This window comes from Acidithiobacillus albertensis (genome assembly GCF_001931655.1).
Classification (GTDB): Bacteria; Pseudomonadota; Gammaproteobacteria; order Acidithiobacillales; family Acidithiobacillaceae; genus Acidithiobacillus; species Acidithiobacillus thiooxidans.
The window spans coordinates 1,627,789-1,649,631 of record NZ_MOAD01000001.1 but is presented as its reverse complement, the minus strand read 5'-3'; the positions used below and the strand labels follow the sequence as shown (position 1 = coordinate 1,649,631).

Annotated in this window: 33 protein-coding genes and 2 pseudogenes; 14 read left to right on the top strand and 21 right to left on the bottom strand. The window is 52.9% G+C overall.

Translation table 11 applies throughout. From position 1 onward, the window contains the following. The coding region (locus tag BLW97_RS08555; RefSeq protein WP_207650581.1) for a sulfatase-like hydrolase/transferase at positions 1 to 734 on the top strand (734 nt) is incomplete at its 5' end. A gap of 9 nt (positions 735 to 743) precedes the next feature. Here the strand turns inward: BLW97_RS08555 and BLW97_RS08550 are convergent. The 6 genes from BLW97_RS08550 to BLW97_RS08525 form a co-directional block, all read right to left on the bottom strand. Then, positions 744 to 1,154 (bottom strand): type II toxin-antitoxin system VapC family toxin, encoded by a 411-nt coding sequence (locus tag BLW97_RS08550; protein WP_226826057.1) that lies wholly within the window; start codon positions 1,152 to 1,154, stop codon positions 744 to 746. Continuing rightward, positions 1,136 to 1,387, bottom strand: a complete 252-nt coding sequence (locus tag BLW97_RS08545) for an AbrB/MazE/SpoVT family DNA-binding domain-containing protein (protein ID WP_010638462.1) — start codon at positions 1,385 to 1,387, stop codon at positions 1,136 to 1,138. The genes BLW97_RS08550 and BLW97_RS08545 overlap by 19 nt, the downstream gene beginning before the upstream one ends. A 133-nt stretch (positions 1,388 to 1,520) precedes the next feature. Beyond that, entirely contained in the window at positions 1,521 to 1,916 is a 396-nt protein-coding gene (locus BLW97_RS08540) for a type II toxin-antitoxin system VapC family toxin (protein ID WP_075322941.1), read from the bottom strand. Beyond that, positions 1,907 to 2,158 carry a type II toxin-antitoxin system Phd/YefM family antitoxin gene (locus tag BLW97_RS08535; protein WP_075322940.1) on the bottom strand — a complete coding sequence of 84 codons (252 nt, stop codon included), beginning with the start codon at positions 2,156 to 2,158 and terminating at the stop codon, positions 1,907 to 1,909. The genes BLW97_RS08540 and BLW97_RS08535 overlap by 10 nt, the downstream gene beginning before the upstream one ends. Before the next feature lie 135 nt (positions 2,159 to 2,293). Then, positions 2,294 to 2,698, bottom strand: a complete 405-nt coding sequence (locus tag BLW97_RS08530; RefSeq protein ID WP_075322939.1) for a type II toxin-antitoxin system YafO family toxin — start codon at positions 2,696 to 2,698, stop codon at positions 2,294 to 2,296. Positions 2,699 to 2,717: 19 nt separating this feature from the next. Further along, positions 2,718 to 3,038: a type II toxin-antitoxin system Phd/YefM family antitoxin gene (locus BLW97_RS08525; protein WP_207650580.1), complete on the bottom strand. Its 321-nt coding sequence runs from the start codon at positions 3,036 to 3,038 to the stop codon at positions 2,718 to 2,720. Between the two features lie 234 nt (positions 3,039 to 3,272). On the opposite strand from BLW97_RS08525, the gene BLW97_RS08520 reads away from it, so the two are divergent. Then, a complete protein-coding gene (locus tag BLW97_RS08520) occupies positions 3,273 to 4,724 on the top strand; it encodes a mannose-1-phosphate guanylyltransferase/mannose-6-phosphate isomerase (protein WP_075322938.1) in 1,452 nt (483 codons plus the stop codon). A 167-nt stretch (positions 4,725 to 4,891) separates the two neighbouring features. On the opposite strand, the gene BLW97_RS08515 is transcribed toward BLW97_RS08520, so the two are convergent. Continuing rightward, complete coding sequence (locus BLW97_RS08515) at positions 4,892 to 5,317, bottom strand: type II toxin-antitoxin system VapC family toxin (protein ID WP_075322937.1); 426 nt, start codon at positions 5,315 to 5,317, stop codon at positions 4,892 to 4,894. Next, on the bottom strand, positions 5,314 to 5,571 hold the full coding sequence (locus BLW97_RS08510) for a FitA-like ribbon-helix-helix domain-containing protein (protein ID WP_075322936.1): 258 nt from the start codon (positions 5,569 to 5,571) through the stop codon (positions 5,314 to 5,316). Before BLW97_RS08510 ends, BLW97_RS08515 begins: the two co-directional genes overlap by 4 nt. 234 nt (positions 5,572 to 5,805) lie before the next feature. Between BLW97_RS08510 and BLW97_RS08505 the strand changes: the two genes are divergently transcribed. The 4 genes and pseudogenes from BLW97_RS08505 (at position 5,806) to BLW97_RS08490 (ending at position 7,943) form a co-directional block, all read left to right on the top strand. After that, positions 5,806 to 5,973, top strand: a complete 168-nt coding sequence (locus tag BLW97_RS08505) for a type II toxin-antitoxin system HicA family toxin (RefSeq protein ID WP_024892802.1) — start codon at positions 5,806 to 5,808, stop codon at positions 5,971 to 5,973. A gap of 7 nt (positions 5,974 to 5,980) precedes the next feature. Further along, positions 5,981 to 6,400, top strand: a complete 420-nt coding sequence (locus BLW97_RS08500) for a type II toxin-antitoxin system HicB family antitoxin (protein ID WP_207650579.1) — start codon at positions 5,981 to 5,983, stop codon at positions 6,398 to 6,400. A gap of 167 nt (positions 6,401 to 6,567) precedes the next feature. Beyond that, positions 6,568 to 7,553 (top strand): annotated as a pseudogene (locus tag BLW97_RS20420) (GDP-mannose 4,6-dehydratase). 81 nt (positions 7,554 to 7,634) lie between these two features. Continuing rightward, complete coding sequence (locus BLW97_RS08490; protein ID WP_075322933.1) at positions 7,635 to 7,943, top strand: hypothetical protein; 309 nt, start codon at positions 7,635 to 7,637, stop codon at positions 7,941 to 7,943. Here BLW97_RS08490 and BLW97_RS19425 read toward each other — a convergent pair. Continuing rightward, positions 7,933 to 8,082 (bottom strand): hypothetical protein, encoded by a 150-nt coding sequence (locus BLW97_RS19425; protein ID WP_158025150.1) that lies wholly within the window; start codon positions 8,080 to 8,082, stop codon positions 7,933 to 7,935. The genes BLW97_RS08490 and BLW97_RS19425 overlap by 11 nt on opposite strands. Before the next feature lie 100 nt (positions 8,083 to 8,182). Here BLW97_RS19425 and BLW97_RS08485 point away from each other — a divergent pair, with 100 nt between their 5' ends. Then, positions 8,183 to 8,455 (top strand): type II toxin-antitoxin system Phd/YefM family antitoxin, encoded by a 273-nt coding sequence (locus tag BLW97_RS08485; protein ID WP_075322932.1) that lies wholly within the window; start codon positions 8,183 to 8,185, stop codon positions 8,453 to 8,455. A 313-nt stretch (positions 8,456 to 8,768) separates the two neighbouring features. Further along, positions 8,769 to 9,041, top strand: coding sequence for a type II toxin-antitoxin system Phd/YefM family antitoxin (locus BLW97_RS08475; protein ID WP_075322930.1), 273 nt, complete (start codon positions 8,769 to 8,771; stop codon positions 9,039 to 9,041). Positions 9,042 to 9,098: 57 nt separating this feature from the next. Here the strand turns inward: BLW97_RS08475 and BLW97_RS08470 are convergent, their stop codons facing one another. Beyond that, entirely contained in the window at positions 9,099 to 9,518 is a 420-nt protein-coding gene (locus BLW97_RS08470; RefSeq protein WP_024892808.1) for a putative toxin-antitoxin system toxin component, PIN family, read from the bottom strand. Beyond that, positions 9,518 to 9,757 (bottom strand): ribbon-helix-helix domain-containing protein, encoded by a 240-nt coding sequence (locus BLW97_RS08465; protein ID WP_010639849.1) that lies wholly within the window; start codon positions 9,755 to 9,757, stop codon positions 9,518 to 9,520. Before BLW97_RS08465 ends, BLW97_RS08470 begins: the two co-directional genes overlap by 1 nt. 170 nt (positions 9,758 to 9,927) lie before the next feature. On the opposite strand from BLW97_RS08465, the gene BLW97_RS08460 reads away from it, so the two are divergent. From BLW97_RS08460 to BLW97_RS08440, 4 genes are all read left to right on the top strand, one after another. Continuing rightward, positions 9,928 to 10,125, top strand: a complete 198-nt coding sequence (locus tag BLW97_RS08460; protein ID WP_075323632.1) for a type II toxin-antitoxin system VapB family antitoxin — start codon at positions 9,928 to 9,930, stop codon at positions 10,123 to 10,125. A gap of 372 nt (positions 10,126 to 10,497) precedes the next feature. Beyond that, entirely contained in the window at positions 10,498 to 10,746 is a 249-nt protein-coding gene (locus BLW97_RS08450) for a hypothetical protein (RefSeq protein WP_031575143.1), read from the top strand. Next, positions 10,727 to 11,107, top strand: a complete 381-nt coding sequence (locus BLW97_RS19420; protein WP_051690744.1) for a type II toxin-antitoxin system VapC family toxin — start codon at positions 10,727 to 10,729, stop codon at positions 11,105 to 11,107. The genes BLW97_RS08450 and BLW97_RS19420 overlap by 20 nt, the downstream gene beginning before the upstream one ends. A gap of 66 nt (positions 11,108 to 11,173) precedes the next feature. Next, on the top strand, positions 11,174 to 11,353 hold the full coding sequence (locus tag BLW97_RS08440) for a glycosyl transferase group 1 (protein ID WP_010639855.1): 180 nt from the start codon (positions 11,174 to 11,176) through the stop codon (positions 11,351 to 11,353). A 225-nt stretch (positions 11,354 to 11,578) separates the two neighbouring features. Here the strand turns inward: BLW97_RS08440 and BLW97_RS08430 are convergent, their stop codons facing one another. The 6 genes from BLW97_RS08430 to BLW97_RS08405 all read right to left on the bottom strand — a co-directional run bounded on the left by BLW97_RS08430 (position 11,579) and on the right by BLW97_RS08405 (position 17,514). Continuing rightward, a complete protein-coding gene (locus BLW97_RS08430; protein WP_207650578.1) occupies positions 11,579 to 12,166 on the bottom strand; it encodes a hypothetical protein in 588 nt (195 codons plus the stop codon). A gap of 50 nt (positions 12,167 to 12,216) precedes the next feature. After that, positions 12,217 to 12,624 (bottom strand): phosphate-starvation-inducible protein PsiE, encoded by a 408-nt coding sequence (locus BLW97_RS08425; RefSeq protein WP_075322928.1) that lies wholly within the window; start codon positions 12,622 to 12,624, stop codon positions 12,217 to 12,219. Beyond that, a complete protein-coding gene (locus BLW97_RS08420) occupies positions 12,624 to 13,490 on the bottom strand; it encodes a hypothetical protein (protein ID WP_065973519.1) in 867 nt (288 codons plus the stop codon). Before BLW97_RS08420 ends, BLW97_RS08425 begins: the two co-directional genes overlap by 1 nt. Before the next feature lie 74 nt (positions 13,491 to 13,564). Further along, the gene (locus BLW97_RS08415) at positions 13,565 to 14,890 is read right to left on the bottom strand and encodes an NAD(P)/FAD-dependent oxidoreductase (protein ID WP_024892814.1); all 1,326 of its coding nucleotides are present in this window, start codon (positions 14,888 to 14,890) and stop codon (positions 13,565 to 13,567) included. Between the two features lie 74 nt (positions 14,891 to 14,964). After that, on the bottom strand, positions 14,965 to 16,053 hold the full coding sequence (cydB, locus tag BLW97_RS08410) for a cytochrome d ubiquinol oxidase subunit II (protein ID WP_075322927.1): 1,089 nt from the start codon (positions 16,051 to 16,053) through the stop codon (positions 14,965 to 14,967). Between the two features lie 12 nt (positions 16,054 to 16,065). After that, the gene (locus tag BLW97_RS08405; protein ID WP_024892816.1) at positions 16,066 to 17,514 is read right to left on the bottom strand and encodes a cytochrome ubiquinol oxidase subunit I; all 1,449 of its coding nucleotides are present in this window, start codon (positions 17,512 to 17,514) and stop codon (positions 16,066 to 16,068) included. Positions 17,515 to 18,001: 487 nt separating this feature from the next. Between BLW97_RS08405 and BLW97_RS08400 the strand changes: the two genes are divergently transcribed. Together BLW97_RS08400 and BLW97_RS08395 are read left to right on the top strand one after the other, a co-directional pair. After that, positions 18,002 to 18,298 (top strand): hypothetical protein, encoded by a 297-nt coding sequence (locus BLW97_RS08400; protein ID WP_075322926.1) that lies wholly within the window; start codon positions 18,002 to 18,004, stop codon positions 18,296 to 18,298. 172 nt (positions 18,299 to 18,470) lie between these two features. Next, a complete protein-coding gene (locus BLW97_RS08395; RefSeq protein WP_010639863.1) occupies positions 18,471 to 18,866 on the top strand; it encodes a hypothetical protein in 396 nt (131 codons plus the stop codon). Between the two features lie 53 nt (positions 18,867 to 18,919). Here BLW97_RS08395 and BLW97_RS08390 read toward each other — a convergent pair whose 3' ends face one another. The 4 genes and pseudogenes from BLW97_RS08390 to BLW97_RS08375 form a co-directional block, all read right to left on the bottom strand. After that, a complete protein-coding gene (locus BLW97_RS08390; protein WP_176212014.1) occupies positions 18,920 to 20,344 on the bottom strand; it encodes a sigma-54 interaction domain-containing protein in 1,425 nt (474 codons plus the stop codon). Continuing rightward, the gene (locus BLW97_RS08385; protein WP_010639865.1) at positions 20,331 to 20,831 is read right to left on the bottom strand and encodes a hypothetical protein; all 501 of its coding nucleotides are present in this window, start codon (positions 20,829 to 20,831) and stop codon (positions 20,331 to 20,333) included. Before BLW97_RS08385 ends, BLW97_RS08390 begins: the two co-directional genes overlap by 14 nt. Next, entirely contained in the window at positions 20,767 to 21,096 is a 330-nt protein-coding gene (locus BLW97_RS08380) for a hypothetical protein (RefSeq protein ID WP_158025148.1), read from the bottom strand. Before BLW97_RS08380 ends, BLW97_RS08385 begins: the two co-directional genes overlap by 65 nt. Positions 21,097 to 21,278: 182 nt before the next feature. Further along, positions 21,279 to 21,843 (bottom strand): annotated as a pseudogene (locus BLW97_RS08375) (tetratricopeptide repeat protein); the annotation flags it as partial.

Sequence of the window (21,843 nt, the reverse complement as noted above, 5' to 3'; positions counted from 1 at the left end):
TTGTCCAGATGATACAGACGGCGCACTTTGGCTATGGTTTCCATGCAAATCACTCCAGTTTCCTCCCGGCAAATCCGGCAGGATATCAGGTGGTCAATTTACACGCTGTTTTCCACCCAATTCTGGCAACTTTTGCACGCTGTTTAACAGCTCAGGGCTACCGGACCATCTGCATCCACCCCTATCCCTCCAGCTTTTACGCCCGCAATACCATTTATCCGCTGCTCGGCTTTGATGATTTTCTGGATGTTGCAGAATTTACGCCGGAAGACCGCAGTGGCCCCTATACCGGCGACCGGGCAGTTGCCGACAAGACCCTGCAAATACTGCAGGGGGCCACCCAGCCGACCTTCATCTTCATTATTACCATGGAAAACCACGGCCCTCTGCATCTGGAATCGGTCAGTGCCGCCGAAAAGAAAACCCTGCTCTTGCAGGAGCCTCCCGTCAGCGCCGATGACCTGGCCATTTACCTGCGCCACGTCCGCAATGCCGGTGCCATGCTGCAGCAGTTCATGAGCACACTGCCCAGGCTGTCCCTACCCAGTGTGCTGGGATTTTATGGTGATCATGTTCCCATCATGGAAAAACTCTATGAGGCCCGTCATTTTGCAGATGGCCGCACCGACTACTGGCTCTGGTCCTCCCGCCACCCGGCCCCCGGCAGCCCGCAGCACCCGGAAATTGCTGTCGCAGAACTGGGCGTCCGCGCGTTGGATTTAATGGAAATTTAGACAGATACGTTACAAAAGGCGCGTCGATTGCCCTTGAGTCTTGAGCAGCGCCACCGCCTTTTTGTCGAAGGAAATGAAAACTTCCCCGCCAAGCCAGTTGCCTTCGTATGCAATCACGCCATCGGCAAAGTCTCCGCCCGCGTCGAGCATCTGCAGGCCCGCCTCTACAGCGGGTCGATTTACTTCTACTTTCGCATCGGCAATTAGTGCCCGGATCGCTCGGGCTGCGTCGGCTTGCTGGAAGCCATAGATCCGAATCAGCACCCAAACCAGTTCGCACAGGCAGGGTAACGCCACCGCGATCAACTCGGCTTCGATCAATAACGTGGCAGCAACGTCCGCTTGTGCGAGGTCATCGCGCACAACAGCCCGCACCAGGACATTGGTATCTACGGAGACTTTCATTTTATGCTGGCCCATCCCCGGGCTGCCGCCTCATTGATTTCTTCGAGGGTGGCGACCTTCTGCGCTCTGCCAGCGAGTAAACCGACAAAGTCGGATATCTTCCCATCGGACCGCGCAGCCTTGATTACGCCCCGACCATCCGGTAGTAAGTCCAGCTCAATTTTATCGCCTGGTCTGATACCAAGGTGTTGCAGTACATCTTTTCGAAATGTCACCTGTCCACGCGCAGTAACCGTCAATGTACTCATGGTCTTGTGCCTCGCAATCACATTAGGTTGATGGTCTGTACTATAATGCGTAAATACATTACTTGCCATCTCCGTAAAGCGATAAACGATTAACCGAAATGGAGAGCATTTCCGGTGCCGCTTTGGTGTTGGTTTAATGCAGTACGTCTACCGCGAGCCCATGGGCGACTTTCTGCAAGCGCATGTCTGCTGTCGACAACGCCTCACAGCGGTGCGTAAGCGCCACAGCCAGATGTAACGCATCCGGGGTTTTCAGGCCAAAACGGGCACATAGCATTGCACCTTGCGTGAACACCTCATCAGACATATCCAGCAAGGTGAACCGCGACATTCCATCCTCATAGTAACGTTGCAGTGCAACATTACCATCGCGCATGGGTGCGACCAGGCACTCAAATTTCACCAAGGATGAAATGGCATAACTCGAAGCAGGTTTCTGCTTCAACGCAGATTTGACGCGAGCACCCCAAACCGGATGATCCTCGAAAGCATAGACCAATAAACGGGTGTCCAGATAAATTAATCCCATCCCTGTCGCTCCTGGGCCAGTGCGTCATCTATTTCCTGTCCGGAGCGTCGAAGAACTTGCGGGAGCGGGTGTTTGTCCAGCCAGGCAAGTATGTCAAGCTGATCTGTATCGGATGCAGGACTGACCGGTACCAACTTCACGGCCGGTATTCCCCGATTAGCAATGATGACTTCCTCACCTTGCTGGGCAAGACGCACCAGTTGGGATAAACGATTTTTAGACTCCAGTATATTGATTTGCATTTCTAAATTCTCGCAGTATTCGCACCAAGGTCAACCTAGCCAGAATATGAGTCTTTCTAGCAGCCCGTCGGTTGATGCGTGTGGTTTCCAATAGATCGGACATAAAAATCAGCTCCCTCTTACAATAAATCAATATCAAAAGTTCTCCCGGAAATTTTCGGCAATCTTTTCCAGCGCATTCATAAGCGTGAAATCTCTGTCTGTTCCATCGATGTCATCAGGTTTGATTTGATTCCAGTGTTTTATAATTGCAATCAATAAATAAATGTTGCGGTCAGTAAAACCGGAGCAGTAAACCAGGACGTAACCGCTGGTTCGCCTGAATTGTACTTGCTTGAATGGAAAACCATTTGCATTAAAATGCAGGTGCTGCAACTCAAGGTAAGAACGATTATGTGTGAAATTATAGGGAACATCGCGCCCAAAGGTGATAGGTAAACCTTTTCCTTCTTTGTAAGCACGGAAATCTTCAACCAACTCTTTAGTTTTTTGCTTACCGAAAGAGTCTTTCAGAGCACGATGAGCGAAAATCCTGATCATCGCTAATATTACGGCTAGGTTATAAACACTCGTCGTAGTCGTCAGGTTGCCCGTTTTTTATTTTTACAGCCATCCCGGTAGTGATTTTGTCCATATCCACTCCCTCAGCGGTGAAATGGGCTGGAATACTTTGTAAAGCTGCCCTTCCACGTTGGGCAAATTCACAAAAGGCTGTCATTTCTTCAAAAAGTTCGGCCGGGACGACGTAGAACTGCACCCGATTGTTAGACGAAACGGCAATAGCATCTCCCTGGGCTTCCAGAAGTGCTGCATTGGGATTGTTTTTAAACTTGCTGACAGGGGTGGTATAACCACACATCACTTTCTGCAGGATGGACATGTTGAGTGCTCCAGTGAAGTTGATCGCCCAAAGATCTAAATTTGAGGACAAGTATAGACTTGCATTTGGGTAGATTCTAGTAGTGATTCGTCTGAAGCGGGTCTATAGCCCCCCATAAACTTGCACTATCGGTCCAGCTTGAGGCATTATGACTGAAAACAATACCAGAAAGCAGTAAAGCAGGGGTAACCCTCAGTTTTTGAATGATTAACCGCAAAAGAGGGATTTCTTAAAATGGCATTAGTACCCGTCATTCTCTCCGGAGGCACCGGCTCGCGTTTATGGCCTTTGTCCCGCAAGGCTTTCCCCAAACCCTTCGTGGCCCTGCCCGACGGCGAAAGCCTCATCCAGAAAACCCTGCGCCGGGTCATCGACATCAAAGAAGATGCCCCGTTGCTGACGGTCACCAATCGCGATTACTACTTCCTGACCCGCGACACCTTTGCTGAATGTGCCCGCATCTATGGCCAAACCGTGCGCAATGTGCACTATCTGCTTGAACCCACTGGACGCAATACTACCCCGGCCATGGCCGCCGCCGCGCTCTGGGCGCAGGAAGTCGCCGGACCGGAAAGCATCCTGCTGGTGTTGCCCTCGGACCATCTCATTCATGACCAGAAAGCCTTTGCCGAAGCCGTACACAAAGCGCAGCAGCTTGCCGAACAAGGTTATCTGGTGACTTTTGGCGTCACGCCGACGGGTCCCGAAACCGGCTACGGCTATATACAGAAAGGCAATGCCCTGGACAGCGGCTATCAGGTCGCCTGTTTCGTCGAAAAGCCCAACCAGAGCAAAGCCCGGGATTACCTCGATAGCGGTGATTATCTTTGGAACTCCGGTATGTTCTGCATGCGCGCCGACAGTCTGCTCAAAGCCTTGCAAACCGACGCCCCGGAAGTGCTGGAAGCCGTGCAGGCGGCCATCGCCTCCGCTACCCGCAACGGCGACACCTGGGAACTGGGTCAGGAATTTTCCCTGGCCCCGGACATTTCCATTGACTACGCCGTCATGGAAAAAGCCCCCAACGTCGCCGTGGTGCAGGCAGGTTTTGACTGGAACGACCTGGGTGCCTGGAGTGGCTATGGTTCTTTGATGGCCAAAGATGCCCAAGGGAATCAGGTACACGCCCCGGACTGTGTGCTGGTGGACAGCCAGAATTGCGTCGTCCAGAGTCCTGATCGGCTCACGGCCATTCTCGGTTTGCAGGATATTCTGATTGTGGACACCCCTGACGCCCTGCTGGTGGCCGACCGCCGCCGCGATCAGGAAGTCAAAACCATTGTCGAAAAGCTCAAGGCCCGCAAACACAGCACCGTCGATCTCCACGCCACCGTCCATCGTCCCTGGGGCACCTACACCACGCTGGAAGAAGGCGATCATTTCAAAATCAAGCGGATTGTCGTCAAAAAAGGCGAGAAGCTCTCCCTGCAAATGCATCACCACCGCAGCGAGCACTGGATTGTGGTATCCGGCACGGCCCGCATCGTCAATGGCCATGAAGAAAAACTCATCATGACCAATCAGTCCACCTACATTCCCGCAGGTTGCCCGCATCGTCTGGAAAATCCCGGCATGATGGATCTGGTACTCATCGAAGTGCAAAGCGGTGCCTATCTGGCTGAGGATGACATCGTCCGCTTTGATGACATCTACGGACGTGCTGAAGCTGCAGTAACTACTGCCTAAAGCCAAAAACCAACAGGAAACGACTGCGTGCTCAAGGCCGTCTGGACCCGAATCAAAAATCTGAGCAAACCCTTTATCTGGATCGTGCTGGTCCCGACAGACTTATCCATCCTCTATTTTGGACTGATTGGTCGCGGTAGAGACAAAGGAAGTCACTGACGTTTGATTTATCGTACCGCCTCCCATGGATTGATGACGTTCAGCCCGGCAGCCTCAAAAGGGGTGGTGTCACGGGTGGCGACGGCAAAGCCGTTGGCAAGGGCGACGGCGGCAATGAAGGCATCGGCCGTTTCGACCGCCAAACCGGCAGCGCGGGACTTGGCCAGCAGCTCGGCGTAGGCTTTCGTGCAAGCCATATCGAACGACAGCATCCGATTGGCGAACATCGGCAGCAGGCGTTTTTCCAGGTTCTCATGCAGGCTGATCCGGCGCTTTCCGACCGGCATCAGCGCGACGCCCGCACGCAGCTCGGCTACCGTGATCGCTGACAGGTAGAGCGTTTCCAGCGCTTGCGCGTCGAGCCAGTCAATGACATGCGCATGAGGCTCCTGCCGCTGCGTCTCCGAAATCACGTTCGTATCGAGCAGGATCATTCGAAGCGCGCTGCGCGGGCTGGAGACTGGATGCGCGCGTTCTCGAAGACGGCGACTTCTTCATCCGTCAGACCACCCGTCTCGCGAGCCATAGCGGCCAGAAACGAGCCAAGTTTCAAGCGCCCCTCCGGCTTGGCTGCCCGCTCCAGAATGTCGCGGATTTCCGCCTCGGTGCTGCGGCCATGATGGGCGGCTTGGATGCGGATAGCCCGATGCACCTCATCGGGCAGATTTCTTACGTTCACGTTGGCCATTTGATATATCTCCATCAAAGTCTATCAATGCACTCATTGTATAGATATGATATCAAGGAGTCCATATATTTGAGCGAGGTCAGCATGGAACCCCGAAACGGGAGTTGTTGGGTCAGAAAGGCTTTTTTTGCTGCTGAGTTCCCGCTCCGGTATGGCGTCAAATCGCCTTTCTTGATACGAATATTTTGACAAAAACAACACTTCTGTTAAGCTTTGTCTATGAACTCAAAGCAGATGAAAAAGTGGTTAGAGCAGCAGGGCGCGATTTTTCAGCCCGGTAAAGGCTCTCATCTGAAAGTTTTTTTGAATGGCAGACAGTCTACCTTACCCATGCACGGAACAGCCGAGTTGGGTAAAGGGCTGGAAGCCACGATCAAACGGCAGCTTGGTTTGTCGAAGTGAGGTGAAAATGATGTTCGATTACCCCGTAAGCTTGACCCCTGATGACAGTTCGGTGTTGGTCACCTTTGCTGATGTACCCGAAGCGATTACCTTCGGTGCCGATGAAGAGGAAGCCCTGCTGAATGCCATTGATGCTTTGGAAACCGGCTTGTCGTTCTATGTGGATGCCCGCAAACCACTGCCGGTCGCCAGTCTGCCGGCAAACGGACAAAAAACGGTCCGGCCATCGGCATTGGAATGTGCCAAGCTGGGTGTTTATCAGGCGATGACTGATCAAGGCATCAAAAAGGCCGAACTCGCCCGTCGCCTGGGATGGCACATGCCGCAAGTGGATCGCCTGTTTGACCTACGGCACGCCTCAAGGCTTGACCAGATCGAGGCGGCTGCGAATGTGCTCGGCAAACACGTTTATGTGCAGGTTGGCTGACAATGGTGGCCATAACGGGCGTTTGCGGGTCATTGAGGATATCTAGGTTTGAGGCGCCATGAACGCGACACAATTGCGAGCACTTTCACTTTGCGGGCGAGGAAGGTTCTTACGCATTCATCAACGTGGATCAATCGCTTGAGGATGTTATTTGCAGAGGTGGAACGATGGAAACGCGAACACTGAAAAAATCCTGCCCTAACGGCAGGGCCTGCTCTGGCGGATCGGGGTCCAGCCCGGCAGGCCAGACCATTCTGGTCAGTGGCCTGCGCGGTTTTACGGGGCATTATCTGGCCAGCAGTCTGCGAGCCCGTGGTGCCCAGGTCATCGGACTGGTACAGGGTGACGCACAGAACGCAGACGAAATCAGCGCCGATCTGACCGATGCCGCTTCCGTAAAAGCCGCTGTTACACAAGTCCAACCCACCCATGTAGTCCATCTCGCCGGGCTGGCCTTTGTCGGTCATGGCGACGCCCAGGCTTTTATGCCGTCAATCTTTTCGGCACCCTCCATCTGCTGGAAGCCTTGAACACCCTCAAAACACCGCCGCGACGTATTCTGCTGGCCAGTTCCGCCAATGTGTATGGCACCCCCGCTGTGGAAGTCATCGACGAAAGCATCTGTCCGGCTCCAGTCAATCACTATGCCTGTAGCAAGTTAGCCATGGAGCACATGGCCCATAACTGGATGGATAAACTGCCCATCGTCATCACCCGTCCCTTCAACTACACCGGCATCGGTCAGGACGACAAGTTTCTCATTCCTAAAATTGTCAGCCATTACCAACGCCGTGCGCCTTTCATTGAACTGGGTAATCTTGATGTCAGTCGGGATTTCTCCGATGTCCGGGACGTGGTGGAGCGCTATGTTCATTTACTCCTGGATGCCGAAGATGTAGCCGGGCAAACCTTCAATGTCTGCTCCGGACAAGCCCACTCTCTCCGCGAGATCATGGCCCTGACCGAACAGCTCAGCGGTCACTCTCTGGACATACGGGTGAACCCGGCCTTTGTTCGCGCCAATGAAGTCCCCCGCCTGCTGGGCTCTGCGGCCAGACTGCAACAATACCTCGGTCCATTCTCCCCCATCCCCATGAAACAGACCTTGCGCTGGATGCTTGATGGCCGATCCCGACTTTTACCGCGCTTTTGAAGACCGTTACCGGGGTTCCCGAGCCCTCATCAAATCGCGGGTCAAAGTCTATCTGCCTTTCTTGTATCCACTGAAAGCCATTTGCGCAATAAAATATTGCGTTTGCAGGAATCTCCGGAGCTTGCCGCTGGGGATGCCCTCGTATCACTGATACAGGTGCTGGCCGGGGTAAGTCCCGACTATGCCGTGGTCGCGCAAAAAACAGCCACAGCCAAAAAACTGAAAAGTTTTGATGCACCCTTTGATCAGCAGTATGGATTGACGCTGGCAGACCTCGCCATGCGTTATGAAGCCAGCCTGCGCGCGGAAATCATCTGCGAGCTGAAGCCCAAGCGGAGAAAACCCAAGGCACAAGCTGCCAGCGATGTCCGGGACGCACCTAAAAAGTAGCAGGAATATCACTTATACGCCGGAAAGTGGCATTGAAGGGGTCCATATACTTGAGCAAGGTCAGCATGGAGCCCCGAAACTGGAGTTGTTGGGTCAGAAAGACTTTTTTGCCGCTCAGTTCTCTCTGGTGAATGCGCATCCAGGTTTCCTGGCTGGCATGCACGCGCAATTGGGCAATGATAGACAGGATGCTATGCTTTAATCGTAATGATCATATTGATCGCGATAGGAGAGCTTGGATGATTACTGAGATCAGCGCTGTGCATTTCAGGCAGAATCTTGGTGAAATGCTTAATCAGGTTCAATACCGTAACGATAGCATCGTCATCAACAAAGATGGCAAGCCTGTTGCGGCCTTGGTGGATGCGGAGTTGTTTGCACGCATCCGACGCATGCGCGAGCGTTTTGAGACACTGAGTAGCCGGATAGCTTCCTGCTATTCTGAGGTGCCCGTTGAGCAAGGCATGGCCGAAATTGAAGCTGCGGTGAGTGCCGAACGCGTCAAACGCTAATGTCCAGGCTTCGTGTGGTCCTGGATACCAATGTACTGGTGTCGGGTATAGCTTATCCTGCCAGCGTACCGGGGAGTATTGTCTTAACCTGGCGTCATGGTGGGAAGGATCTGCTGGCTCTGGGAGATCAGTATCGTATTATAACGCCAGCCCAGTTCTGGTCAGCTCATGGGCGATGATGATGAGTAATTATCCGTGTATGAAAGTGGTGACGGTGTGCCCCAGCGTGTGGTATGTACAAGGCTAAACGTAGTCATGAGTCCCTATTCTAGCTATGATGGCTAAGTTTGCTTTTTAAATTTGGAGCGCAACCATGATTACGGTGACCTCAGTTGAAGCACAGAACAAATTTGGACAGTTGCTGGATATGGTACAAAGGGAGCCGGTAATTATCACCCGGCATGGGCGGGCTACAGCCTACATGGTGTCGCCCAAAGATATGCAGGAGCTTCAGGATTTACAGGCTGCTCGACGCAAACGCAGAGAAGCGGTTGCCGAATTCGAGGCGCATTTCGCCAGCGCTGATACCCGTCTGACACCGGCTGCAAGGAAACTGAAGGATGAGGATGTGCTGCGACAGGCTTAGCTGCCAGCGATACCACTGGCAGACCGAATGCCTCGGCGGAACGACATTGGCTTGAAGTTAAAGTGCCTCGGCGCAGAAGGTGACTGGTGTGACGATGCGCGTGCGGCCGATGTTACCGCGTCGGAGCAGACCGGCGCGATGGTCACCAGTCACGAGGTAATCAGCATTACCAGCCAGAGACATTGCTAACAAAAAGGTATCATCCGGATCGTCGGCCTCGATACCTTTCGGTAGCGGCGGCAGCGTGTTGAGCACAATGGCGCGCTGAATGTTGTTTATCATGGTGCCAATGCGATGTGCAGGCAGGATGGTCTTGATCTTCGGGTAACGGCTCACCCGGCGCAGTTCATCGAGCTGCGCTGCACCTGTCACCAGTTCAAAACGTGCCGCAAGCCAAGCGTGATAAATGATGTCTGGAGTGCTGTGCGACGAGATCAGTGCGGCCAGCAGCACGTTGGTGTCGAGGACGACCCGCATCAGTGTTTACGCGCCCACTGTACCGCCTCGTCGATAAGGGAATTCAATTCTGTCTCGTCCATACTCGCCGTGGCAGCTTTGGCTTGCTCGACAGCCCGCTCAAAAAGATAGGCACGCACTGCCTCCTCAATGAAACGCGATAGGTCGCCCTTGCGACCGCCGCCCTGCGCGGCAATAAACATACGCACGGACTGATCTATTTCCGGCGATACGGCGATATTCCAGCGTACGGTATTCATAAAGCCCTCCCAAAAGTGTTTATGTACATAAGTGTTTATACGCTCAGGTCGGCGTGTCTGCAATGCAATCAAAACCGCCTGGGCTTGTGCACTATCTCAAAACTTTTCCGGGTGATTCGCCCATATTATTCAAACCCGAGCAGTGCCAGAGTATTAGCGAGGTTTCTCAAATGCGAACGACCGTTAATCTGGATGATGACCTCCTTGTGCAGGCCAAAAATCTTTCTGGTGTGGAAGACCGGGGCGCGTTGCTGAAAGAAGCTTTGCGTGCCTTGATTGAGCGCGAAAGCGCCCGACGCCTGGCGCGACTGGGTGGAACGGAATCGCAATTACAGGATATTCCGCGTAGACGAGAGCCAGCTGCTTGATTCTGGACCTGCGGAAATCTCAAAAACTGGCAACAGACCCTCTATCTCTTATCTTGCTTGCCCCGATCCACAAACAGCTCGGCTGAGGAGACGCTTTTTTTCATTGAGCGGCATCATTTAATGAGGCGCGTAATCGGGTATGTAGATGCCAGTATTCTGGCCTCTGCCGCGCTCACTCAAAGCGATTTATGGTCCCGCGATAAACGCCTCATGCAACTGGCCAGTGATCTAGGTTGTGCTTATGTTTCTGGTTGATCGGCATAAACAGGATTCGTGCCACAGTGGCCGACAAAGGGATTCATTGAGGGCGTTTGTATATTATCGCTTGCGGGTGTACAGTTTTTGCTTATGTATGTACATGTTGGAGGCGTTATGAATGCGACACAATTGCGCGCAAATCTTTTTTTGGTACTCCGTCGCGTGCTGGCTACGGGTAAGCCGGAAGATGTGGAGTGGAAAGGTCAGCATTTACAGATTGTTCCCAAAGAGAGTTTATCGTCCATGGCGAAGCTGGCGCGTCTCCGCCCTCATCCTGGAGTGATTCAGGGGGATCCGGAAACCATTGTGCATCTGGACTGGTCTTCGGAATGGCAGGTTGAAGATGTCCATCGTTTATCTTGATACACACGTTCTGGTTTGGCTTTATGCGGGCATGCTGGATAAATTCACAGCGGAAGGTCAGCAGGTGATGGAGACGCGTGAACTCAGGGTGTCTCCTATGGCTTTGCTGGAAATTGAATATCTCAACGAAAAAGGCGTGGTGACAGTGACTCCGGACACATTATTTGCAGAGTTGGCGCAGACCATCGGCCTTGCAGTGTGCACCATCCCCTTTGCGATGGTGAGTCGTGCGGCCTTTTCTTTGGCCTGGACGCGTGATCCATTCGACCGGTTGATTGTGGCCCAGGCAAGGGTGAATGAAGAGCCTCTGTTAAGTAAGGATCTTTTGATTCGACAGAATTATCTGCATGCAGTTTGGTAATAATGAATCCATCACCAAAAAATCTTATCCAAAGGGCCGCCCAGGATAGAGCAGGCCAGTCTGTTTTTGCTCCATAGTGTGCCTGCCGAAGCCCTGCGCTTGTTATTCCGGCAGGCGGTGGTGACGCTGTGCCCCAGCGTGGGGGAGGGCTTTGATTTTTCCGGGGTGGAAGCCATGCGCTACGGAGGCGTGGTAGCGGCTTCGGATATTCCGGATGGGTATGGCGCTGTTGACACTGTCCGATGACCTGACCATCCAGCACGTTGAGTGCGGCAACAAGGTCGTAGTGCCATTACGTTTGTAGTCGTGGGTCATCGTTTCTGCGTGGTCAATTCTACCAGACGGGCCACATCCACTTTCACCTCGCAAGGCTCGACTCCATTCATACCCTCAACATGGAGCTATTTTATCCTCATTAACCTTAAGTTTCATCAAGAATGCAACACTACACCAGGTAAAGCGATGCGCCTCTTATCCGAACTGGTTTTTGCGCATGGCCCAACTCATGATCAGCATGCCTAATCCAAAGGCGGCCGAGAAACCGATGATGATCCAACTGTATATGGACGAACCGGCTTGTGGAGCCAGTGCGAACAGAAACTGGAGGGCTACCGCCAGGGCCAGATAAGCGCCAGAGCCTATAATCAGCACGAGTTCCTTGTTTTTAATGTTGCGGATCACCCAGACCCCTTCGAGGACTCCCGACAAGGCCACCCAGACGAATACGGTCAGAAGAATGTAAAGCGTAGGCCCCGCACTCAGATCCCAGTAGATGACGATGATGCCTGCGGCAATGCCTAACAGACCTTTAAAAATCACGGCCAGACGGGTCCATAGCCCATCAATTTGCTGACCGGCGGCCACCCGGAGGGCGTAAGCACCATCAAACAGAACGTAAATGGCAAAAAACCAGACCAGTAATGGAATGGTTGCCTTGAAATCGGCCAGGGCCACCAGCGCATACACCAATGCGGCTACTCCGCGAATGGCCAGCAGTGGCCAGGAATAAAAACCGCCACTTTTTTTGATAATCTGTACTGAAGAAGTTGCTGTAGTCATATTTCACCTCCGTGATGTAACTTTTTAAATTAAAATGAAAACTGGCAGACCTAATCCTCGCTGGAATGAATATGGTCACCCACCCAAAGGGCCGCCATCAGTACAATGACGGCGATACTCATGGTCAATACGGACATTGCTTTGAGATGATCGACATCCACCACCAGATAGCGGGCGATGGCCGTCACGGCGACGTAGATCAGAAAGCGCACGGGCAGTTTTCCGGTTTTGAAATAAATGCCGGTCATGGCCCCGATTTCCAGATACACAAAAAGCAGCAGTAAATCCTGCAAGGTCGCATAGCCACGATGAATCAGGTGCACATAAAAATGCGTAGCCGACCAGATGATGCTGGCACCAATGATGAACAAGGACAGTGATTTGAAAATCTCGACCATGGTGCCACCCGTGCGATGTGCCCGTTTGAACATTTCCAGTATGCCGACATTGCGAGTCATCAGCCGGCCATCTTTTTTTTACCGGATGCATTCATGGTTTTGAGGACCCGGTAAGCGATGGAGATGACATTGCGGAGTACATAGATCGTTTTTCCGGACAGCACGAGGCGTATTAGGGCAAAAATCCCGCCACTGCCTGACCCGCCTTTCTGCTCCGCATCGTCCAGACCATCACGGATGGAGCAGACCAGTGCCCGCGCACCTGATGCCATGTTGCCTCCCCCACAGCGGGCAACCATCGTCCGGGCTTCAATGGCGACCGAGGCCCAGACACCAATCGCTTTTTGCAAATCATTCAGGTTGTTGTGGAGTATCTCATCCTGCATGACTTCCGGCAGGGTGGCAGCCAGGGTTTCCCAGGCGACTACCAGTTCTCCCGACCAGCGGCTGGCATCGTCTACCAGTCCTGAAACGCGTGCCGTCAGGGAAGGTGAGGCACCCTGGATAAGGCCGGTTATCCGTTTCAGGATATCGGTCCATTCTACGGTGGCCATGCCCAGTTGCTGCATGGTGCCGGATTTGGCCAGATCGCCGAGCACTTCCGGCAGGGTTTCCATCAGCGTACTCATGGCGACCAGCAGCGGTTCCAGCATGCGGACACCGGATTCGACCCGCGCCTCCAGGTCGGCGGCAGAATGCACGCCGGTGACCTGAGCCAGTTTTTGGGTGGCCGACCAGAGGTGGCCTGCTTCACAGGCGATATGCAGGGCAGCACTGCGGACATCGGTATCGGCAGTTACCTCGTCCAGCATGGCGTACAGTAAACGTAACTGATCCTCGATGGCATGACTGAGGTCCAGCACCTGCGACCAATCCGGCGTTTCCGTCGGGTTATTGACGGCTTGACTCATTTCGGCAGCACTCATCACATTTGTCCTCCTTTGAAAAGATAACGGCCCCTGGCGCAGATCTGCAGACAATCTGCGCCAGGGGAGTGCCCTCAGCCCACTTTGCGGAGATGGGCGGGTTCGTCACTTTTCAGACGGGAAATGCCGAGCATCTGGAAGACCAGCTTTTCATAAAAAGGCTCAGAAACCCCGGCTTTCATCTTGGCGAGGAAGTATTTTTCAAAGGCAATCTTGGACCAATGCACCCAGGGCCCTTCTCCGAACCAGTCAACACGCCGGGGTTTGAATTGGGGTAAGGCCACAAAAGCGGCGCCGCTCGTGCCCATGTCGGCCAGACAGATGGCGTTCCAGGTGCCCATTTCGGCAGTGGGTGCCTTGCCCTGAATTTCTGCCTGAATGTTGTGGACGAGGGCGGTGACCATGGATTCGATCATATAGCCGGTTTTGGGCGCACCGGTGGGTACCGGAGTCTGTTCTACCGGAGGAATGGCAATACAAACGCCCGCCGAGTAAATGTTGGGATATTTGGGGCTGCGTTGATGTTCGTCGACGATGACAAAGCCCTTGGGATTACAGAGCTCCGGCACCTTGGCTACGGCATCTACGCCCTTGAAAGAAGGCAGCATCATCGAAAAACCGAAGTCATGGGTGCCGACGCCGATTTTTTCGCCTTTTGCATTCAGGTGCTCGCAGAACATTTTGCCATCATCCACTTTGGTGGTGTTCATGTTGGTGTGTACCTGAACCCCCATTTCCCCAAGGCCCCGGGTCAGAATTTCCTGGGAGTCCCCGACGCCACCCAGACCCAGATGGCCGACATAAGGCTCGGAAGTGATGAAGTGGAATTCCTTGATTTTGCTGCGTGCTCCGCGTTTTTCCAGATCACTGAGGACAATCATGGCGTATTCATAGGCGGGTCCAAAGCAGCTGGCACCGGGCATGGCGCCGATGATAATCGGGTCGGGATTGTTGGAGTCCAGCAGGTTCATGTAAGCCGCATAGGCTTTCTCGGCATGATCGACGGTGCAAATGGAATGGGTCGACTTCTGATGTCCGGCATGGGGACCGGATCCGGGAACGGCATCGAAAGCCAGAGCGGGTCCCGTGGTGATGATCAGATAGTCATAATGGACACTGGAACCATTGGCGAGATCAATGGTGTTGCGTTCCGGATCAATGCGGTCTGCGCGCTGGGCAATAAAATTGATGCGCTTGCGACTGGTATGCGGCTCAATATCAAACACGATTTGCTCCCGCTGCCGCCAGCCCACACCGACCCAGGGATTGGAGGGAACGAACTGAAAATAAGGATTTTCGCTGATCAGCGTCACCTCATGTTTGGGGCCGAGCAGATCCCGCATTTCATAGGCGGCGGGCATGCCGCCGGTTCCTGCGCCTAAAATCACTACATGTGCCATGGTCAATACTCCTTATTCAAAGCGAAAACAAACAGCTGACGAACGACGGATCAACATCCGCTAAAGATGGATTTTCAATGCCCACCGTATGCGGCTTTTTTGCTTAACCTCCCCCGAAAGACCCAAATCTGATACCAGTTGTACATGATCATGACCGGCACAAATCCCGTCATGAACAAGGTGAAGACCGCCAGGGAGTTGGCTGGATTGCCGGATAGGGCGATGGGCCAGGTTTCTGGCACCACATAGGGATACATGGTGGCGAACATGGCCATCCAGAGGAATGCCACCACCCCCTCGCCCCAGAGCAGGGCGGCAATATCCCGCTGCAGGGAATGATTGATCATCGATTTGTAGGCAAAGAACAGCACAATGACCAGCCAGATCGCCCAGATCCACCAATGGGCCCCACTCCATTTGGCCGCTGCCCAGGGGAAAATGGCGTAGGACCAGATTAAGGTAACGAGAATGGCGATCAGCGCCAGAAAAGAAAATACGGTAGTCCACTTGCGGGCGCGTTCATGAATGGGGTCTCCCGGTATGAAGCGGGCACATAAATACAGTCCACCGGCAAGGCCCGCCGCAATGACGGCCCCGCAACCGACCCATATACTGAAAGGACTTAAGAAGGTGAAGGCCTGGCCGGAATAATGGAGTACCGGATCTGTGGAAGCAGGGAGACCGTGTCCCTGTATTTCCAGGGCGCGCCCGGCTTTCAGGGGGAAACCCTGCAAGGTGGCACCCAGAGATACGCCAGCAAAAAAGGGAGCGATCAGACTGCCGAGAGCAAAGGCCCAGCCCCAGAATCGTTTGCTGCTGCGCGCATGAATATGAAATTCAAAAGCGACAGCGCGGGAAATAATCCCCCACAAGGCCAGCATCAACGGGATCATGAGATAGTTCAAAGCAGAGCCGTAGACCACCGGGAAAGCCCCGAAGAGGACCCCGCCGGCAACCACCAGCCAGGTTTCGTTTCCGTCCCAGAATCCGGCCATGGAAGCCATGACCGCCCCGCGTTCTTCCTCGTCGTGCGAAAACAGGGTGTAAATGCCAGCCCCCAGATCGGCTCCATCCAGCATCACGTAAAGCATAAAAAACAAGGCGAGAATCAACCACCACCAGGTGGACAGGGACACGGCAATTCTACCCATGAGATCGGTCATGATGGGTTCTCCTCAATCTCGGTGTGGCAATGCTTTGGTAAAATGGGGGGACACATGGCCACCTCCACTGTCGATGGTTTCCGGTTTGTCCCAGAGATGGGTGGAATCCGGAATGTCATTCACGCCTTTTTGGATGACGCGGCTGAAGAAGTACCAGGCGCCCGACCAGACGGCCAACTCAAAAATGATGTAGCCCACGAACCAGACCACTTCCTGGCCTAGCGACATGTGGCTGACTCCTTCGTAGGTGCGCATCATGCCAAAGACTACCCAGGGTTGCCGACCGATTTCGCGCACCCACCAGCCCGTCCAGATCGCCAGATAGGGTAAAAATGCCGAGAAAACGACGGCCCGGAGAAACCACGGGTGTTGGCGTAGAGCCGTCGCATTCAGCTTGCCCCGCAGGCGTAGCCAGTTACCCCAAAGAGCGACGAGGAACAGGAAAAAGCCAATGGCGACCATGATCCGGAACGCATAGAAAGGCACCCAGACATCCGGACGATCACGGGCAGGGAAGCTGTCCATACCCGTCACCTTGCCGGTCAAGGTATGGGTTTCCAGCAGGCTCAGGACGTAAGGAATGGTAATCGCAAATCGGGTACCGTCATTCTGGCTGTTGGGTATGGCAATCAGGTGCCAGCCGGTATTGACCTGCCCATTGGGGAGATACGTATGGTAATGCCCTTCCATGGCGGCCAGAGAGGTGGGCTGTGTCTGGGCGACGTCCCGCCCCAGCGTATCCCCCAGATAAATCTGCAAAGGGGTCACAATCAGCAGTGCCAGGAGCGCTGGTTTGAGCAGCTTTACAAAAAGTTCGGCGTTGCGGTTCTTGAGGATGAACCAGGCACTGACGCCGGCAAAAACAAAAAGAGCCAGCTCTACGCAGGCGATCCACATATGCGGAAATCCCCAATGAAAATTGTCGTTATAAATGGCGCTCCACCAGTTGCTGACCTGAAACAGCCCATTTTTAAAGACGACTCCGTCGGGCGTTTGCATCCAGGAATTCGCCACCAGAATCCAGCCGGCCGATAAAGTGGAAGAAATGCCGACATTGAAGGTGGCAAAAAGATGCATGGTTTTACTGATTTTTCCCCAGCCGAAAACCATCAGACCAATAAATCCCGCTTCATACATGAATGCGGTGATGGTTTCAAAGCCGAGAATGTTGCCGAAAAAGGGGCCGACTGCCTGAGAAAATGGCCCATACAGAATCCCGAAGGCCATTTCCATGGTGACACCCGTCGCCACCCCGGCACCGAAATTGATAATGAATATTTTTTCAAAAAAACGATTGAGTTTGTACCAGCGCTCATCCCCGGTGCGGAGCCAGAGGACTTCTATTCCGAAAAGCAGCCACGACATGCCAATCGTCATGGGCGTCCAGAGAATATGCAGCGAGGTAATCCAGGCAAAATCGAGACGGCTGAGTAAAACGGGTAACGTATTTTCGATCAACATAAGGTTGACTCCTGGTTGTTAGTTATTCCGTATAAAGTGAAGAAGTATGAAAACCTGCTCATAAAAATTTGAGAGTACATAAGCATTTTATGTGCCAAAATCGAGTTCTCTGATTTTTAAATGATTTTTAATTTATGGAAATGCGCTGTGAAACGGTTGATGATAATGAAATGATTTATCCATTTGTTATTTAACAATTTTTTAATGCAACAATACCGGTGAGCGCGTGCAACCCTAGAATAATAAGATATTTATTTAATAATAATAATCTGAAAATGTTGGAATTGTTGTGGCTTCATGCGTTGCTGATGCAACATGTTGATGCATTATTCATCCTATTGTTTTTATTGAATATGAAATAAAAAGCGTTGCATTGACAGAAAGTATCATTACGGTGATTTCATTGTAATCAACCAATTACAAATTGGCATGATTTATGCCCACCTAGATGGTTATCGGATTCACTTTTTTGAAGGAGATAGTCCTCATGGATAGTTATTTTCTCGATGAAGCACGGGAGTTACCTTCAAAGGTGCACGCATCCCGGTCTGGAAAATCTGGTATGACCCCCACGGAGCGGGTCGTTGCCTGGTCAGTTTTTCGGACCCGCGCGGAAGCGGAGCATCTGGTTGCCCATGTGCATTTGGCCCCCGGCCAGCATCTGGTCGGTGGACATGGCCAGGATAGCGTGGCCCCTTTCTGGTGGGTCGGAGTACAAGTGAGTGATCTGGGGGAATGGGGACATAGTGCTGCCATCAATAAGCGAGGGCGGCATGGAGACTGATCTGCGTACACCTTTGGCGGATGTTCTCGAAAAATATCGCCACTGGAATTGTCAATCCTGCCAGGACTTGAAGTCACAATTTTTGACGAGGGACCCGACATCCTGAGAACCGCTTTTTGGTGCGGGCGTGCGCCCGCAAATTTTTGTTCACCTGTATTAGGAGGTATTACCCGTGGCAGATTTATTTTCACCCGCCTGGATGGCTCGTTTTGTTGAGGAATGGAACAAGGATCCCGAGCTTTCTGACGCTCTTGCCCAGATTGGCTTTAATTCGGTCATTGCTTATGGTTATCCGGAAGAAGAAAAACCCCGTGCTTTTCTGGTGGTACAAAACGGCAAGGCAACGGCTTCCGGTGTTTATACGGACCAGCCTTTAAACTGGGATATTCGCGCCCAGCATCCGCAGTGGCTGAAGTGGATAGAGAAGTCTCCGGGTATGACGGGCCTGGGCATGGCGTTTACCACCGGAAAAATCAAATTCAAGGTAGGAGACTACGCGAGTATGCTCAAAGATCCACGGATGGCAGGACCTTTTGTCAAAAGTTTTTCTGCGATGTCAAAAATCTAGTCCGCAAGGTAACGACGCTGGGGCTTCTGGGTTATTCAGAAGCCCTGTGTCCGTCAATGCCCGAGATGACTGCTACCCTCTTTTCCGGAAATGCCCAGACGCGACAAATGCCGCCACAGGGTCACGCGATCAATCCCCAATTCACGAGCGGCGGCGGCACGGTTGCCCCCGTGTTTATCCAATAACTGCAAAAGACTTTCCCGATCATAAATGGCTTCCGGATCGTTTTCTGATCGGCTGGAAGTAACGGCCGACCCCAAGTGCATTCTGTCCAGGAAGTCTTTGGGAAAATCACTGTCACTGATTTCCGGTCCGGCACTGCAGATGGCCACATATTCCATCACGTTGCGGAGTTCACGCACATTTCCCGGCCAGGGGTAATCCAGGAGCAGATGTTTGGCCGCCGAGCCCAGCCTTTTCTTGTGTCCTCCTGTAGTAATTTTCAAAAAATGTTCGGCCAGGAGCATGATGTCCGAAGGCCGTTCACGCAGTGCCGGAATGCGGATAGGGATCACATTCAACCGATAAAACAAGTCACTGCGAAAATCTCCATTTTCTACCAGTTCCTTGAGATTGCGATTGCTGGCAGCAACCACGCGCACATCGACCTGATGGGTTTTGGTGCTGCCGACCGGTTCATAGCGCATGTCTTCCAGCACCTTCAGCAGTTTGGCCTGATGATGTTTGGGCAGTTCGCTGACTTCATCGAGGAAGAGTGTGCCACCATCTGCTGCCGCAAAACGGCCAATGCGATCTGTCACTGCTCCCGTAAATGCTCCCCTTACTGAACCGAAAAACTCGGCTTCAAATAAATTATCGGGAATAGCGGCACAATTCACTTCCACCAGGGATTTTTTGGAGCGGTTACTTTGTTGATGCAGCAGGCGGACCATCAAGCCTTTGCCAGACCCCGATTCGCCTTGAAAAATGACGCTGGCATCGGTGGCCGCGACCTGCTCAATCAATTCGAGGGCATCGCGCATGTGCGGATCATCCGTAATAAAACCCACACTGCGGGTGCCACCGAGAATCCGCTCGGCATGACGCAATTCGGAGACATCTTCGATGAAAAAAATGCGGCGTTTATGTTGTTTGCGCTCTACCAGTCGGGTTCTGATCTGCAGGACCTTGTGCTCGCCTTCGGCAACGGGAAGCAGATGATCCCAGCGGACGCAGCCGGTTTGCGGGCGACTCACCGCATCTTCCTGACCGGCAGCAATGGCCGCTCGCACCAGTTCTTTCTGGACGCTACCTCCAGGTATGCTGCGCAGGTGCTCCAGTGGATGCGTGTTCAACAGGATTTTGGCGGCGGCGTTGCAGAATTCAATTTTTCCCTGAATGTCGGTCAGCAGAATGCCGGCGTCCATGGAATCCAGTAATTCTGGCAAAACCTCGCAGAGGGTTTCCAGTTCAGTGCTCAGCGATGCCATTTTTTTCTCCTTGGCCAGCACCTCGACATCAGCCTCAGTGGTTGCCATAAGCATTCCCCTGATACGGATAGCCACTTTGATATTGCGGATTATATCCCGGTGGAACTCCATCATAGGCTTCTTGGCGGGGAGGGGGTAGAGGGGCTTTGGGCCCATAGTCCGGATCATTGTGATTGAAGGGCAACATGCCACTCAGAAAAGAAAAGGGTGGGGTGATGTTACGGTTCAGGCTCCAGAATTCAGCCTGCATTTGTCCGGTGGCCCGGGCCATGTAGTTGGTCGAATGGGTCATCTCTGCCATGTTTTGTGACATGCTGTTCATGTTGCGTTGAATGTTGGGACTCATTTTCTGGAACTGTTTGGTCATTTCATGAAGGTCATGAGACATTTCCACGGCCAGATAAAACTCATAAGCGGCGAGGACCAGAAATGCGACGAGGGCCGCGTAGACGATCAGTCTGAGTTGGCGGTCAGAAAGGCCGGCGATATGATGCTGAGACTGCGAGTGTGTTTGCGTAGTCGGTTGTTCCGCCATGATGGTTTGTCTCCTGATGATTTAATTGGATCGTCAGCTGATAGGCTGCATTTGGATTGATTTGTGCGACGATGGGAATCAGTGTGCGGGCACCACGCAAGTTTTTCTCCCGGATCAGATTTCTAACACTATGAATGTAATCATTTCCCGCCGCGTAAAATGCGCCTATCCGGTAATAAACGTTGCCCTGTTCTCCATAGAGATCTGCCAGATACCGCTGGGGGGCATGATGAATTAATTGCGCATATTCCTGAATGGCGCGCAATGGGTTGCCTTGCCAGTAGGCTTGGCGTGCCTGCATCAGCTGCTGAATGTAGTGATGGTTCCATCCGGATTTTGGACGCGACAAAGCGGATGTAACCCCGGCTTGTGCAGCCGCCATGCAGACTGTAAACCCGACAGATAGCAGTGTTACTGTCCATCGGGTGGGTTTTGTGCAGCTTACCATCAGGCCGGTGGCATCCCGGTTTCGGCTTCGGGTGAATGGGACAGCGCCTCCTGCACTTTTTGTGCTTCCGCAGGATCCAGACGTCCAAGAATAGGAATCAGCGCGGCACCATCGGCATAACGTCCGGCATGAATCAGTTGCATGGCTGCCTGGCCATAAGCGTTGCCCGCCTGGTGATAGTGACCGGTCATGTACAACACATTACCCATTTCGCCATAGGCAGCAGGGGAGTCAGGCGCTTCCTGAATCAAATGATGATAATCCGCAATAGCACCGGCATAGTCGTGATGCCAGAAAGCTCCGCGTGCCTGCATGAGCAACCTGGTCTGATCGGCGGTCAACGGTTTGCTGTTTTGGGTGATGGCCGCAATGCTGGGGGCACTGGTGACATGCAGGACTTTTTGCGCGGGTTTGGCGGCAACTGTTACGTGGGTATTATCGGGCTGATTGGCGGTGATGGCCCAAATAAACAAAATTACAATGATGATCAGCAAGATCAAAATGATCAGTGGGTATCCCCAAAAGCGGCTCAAAAATCCCTCTTTTTGTGCAGGAGGGGGAGGG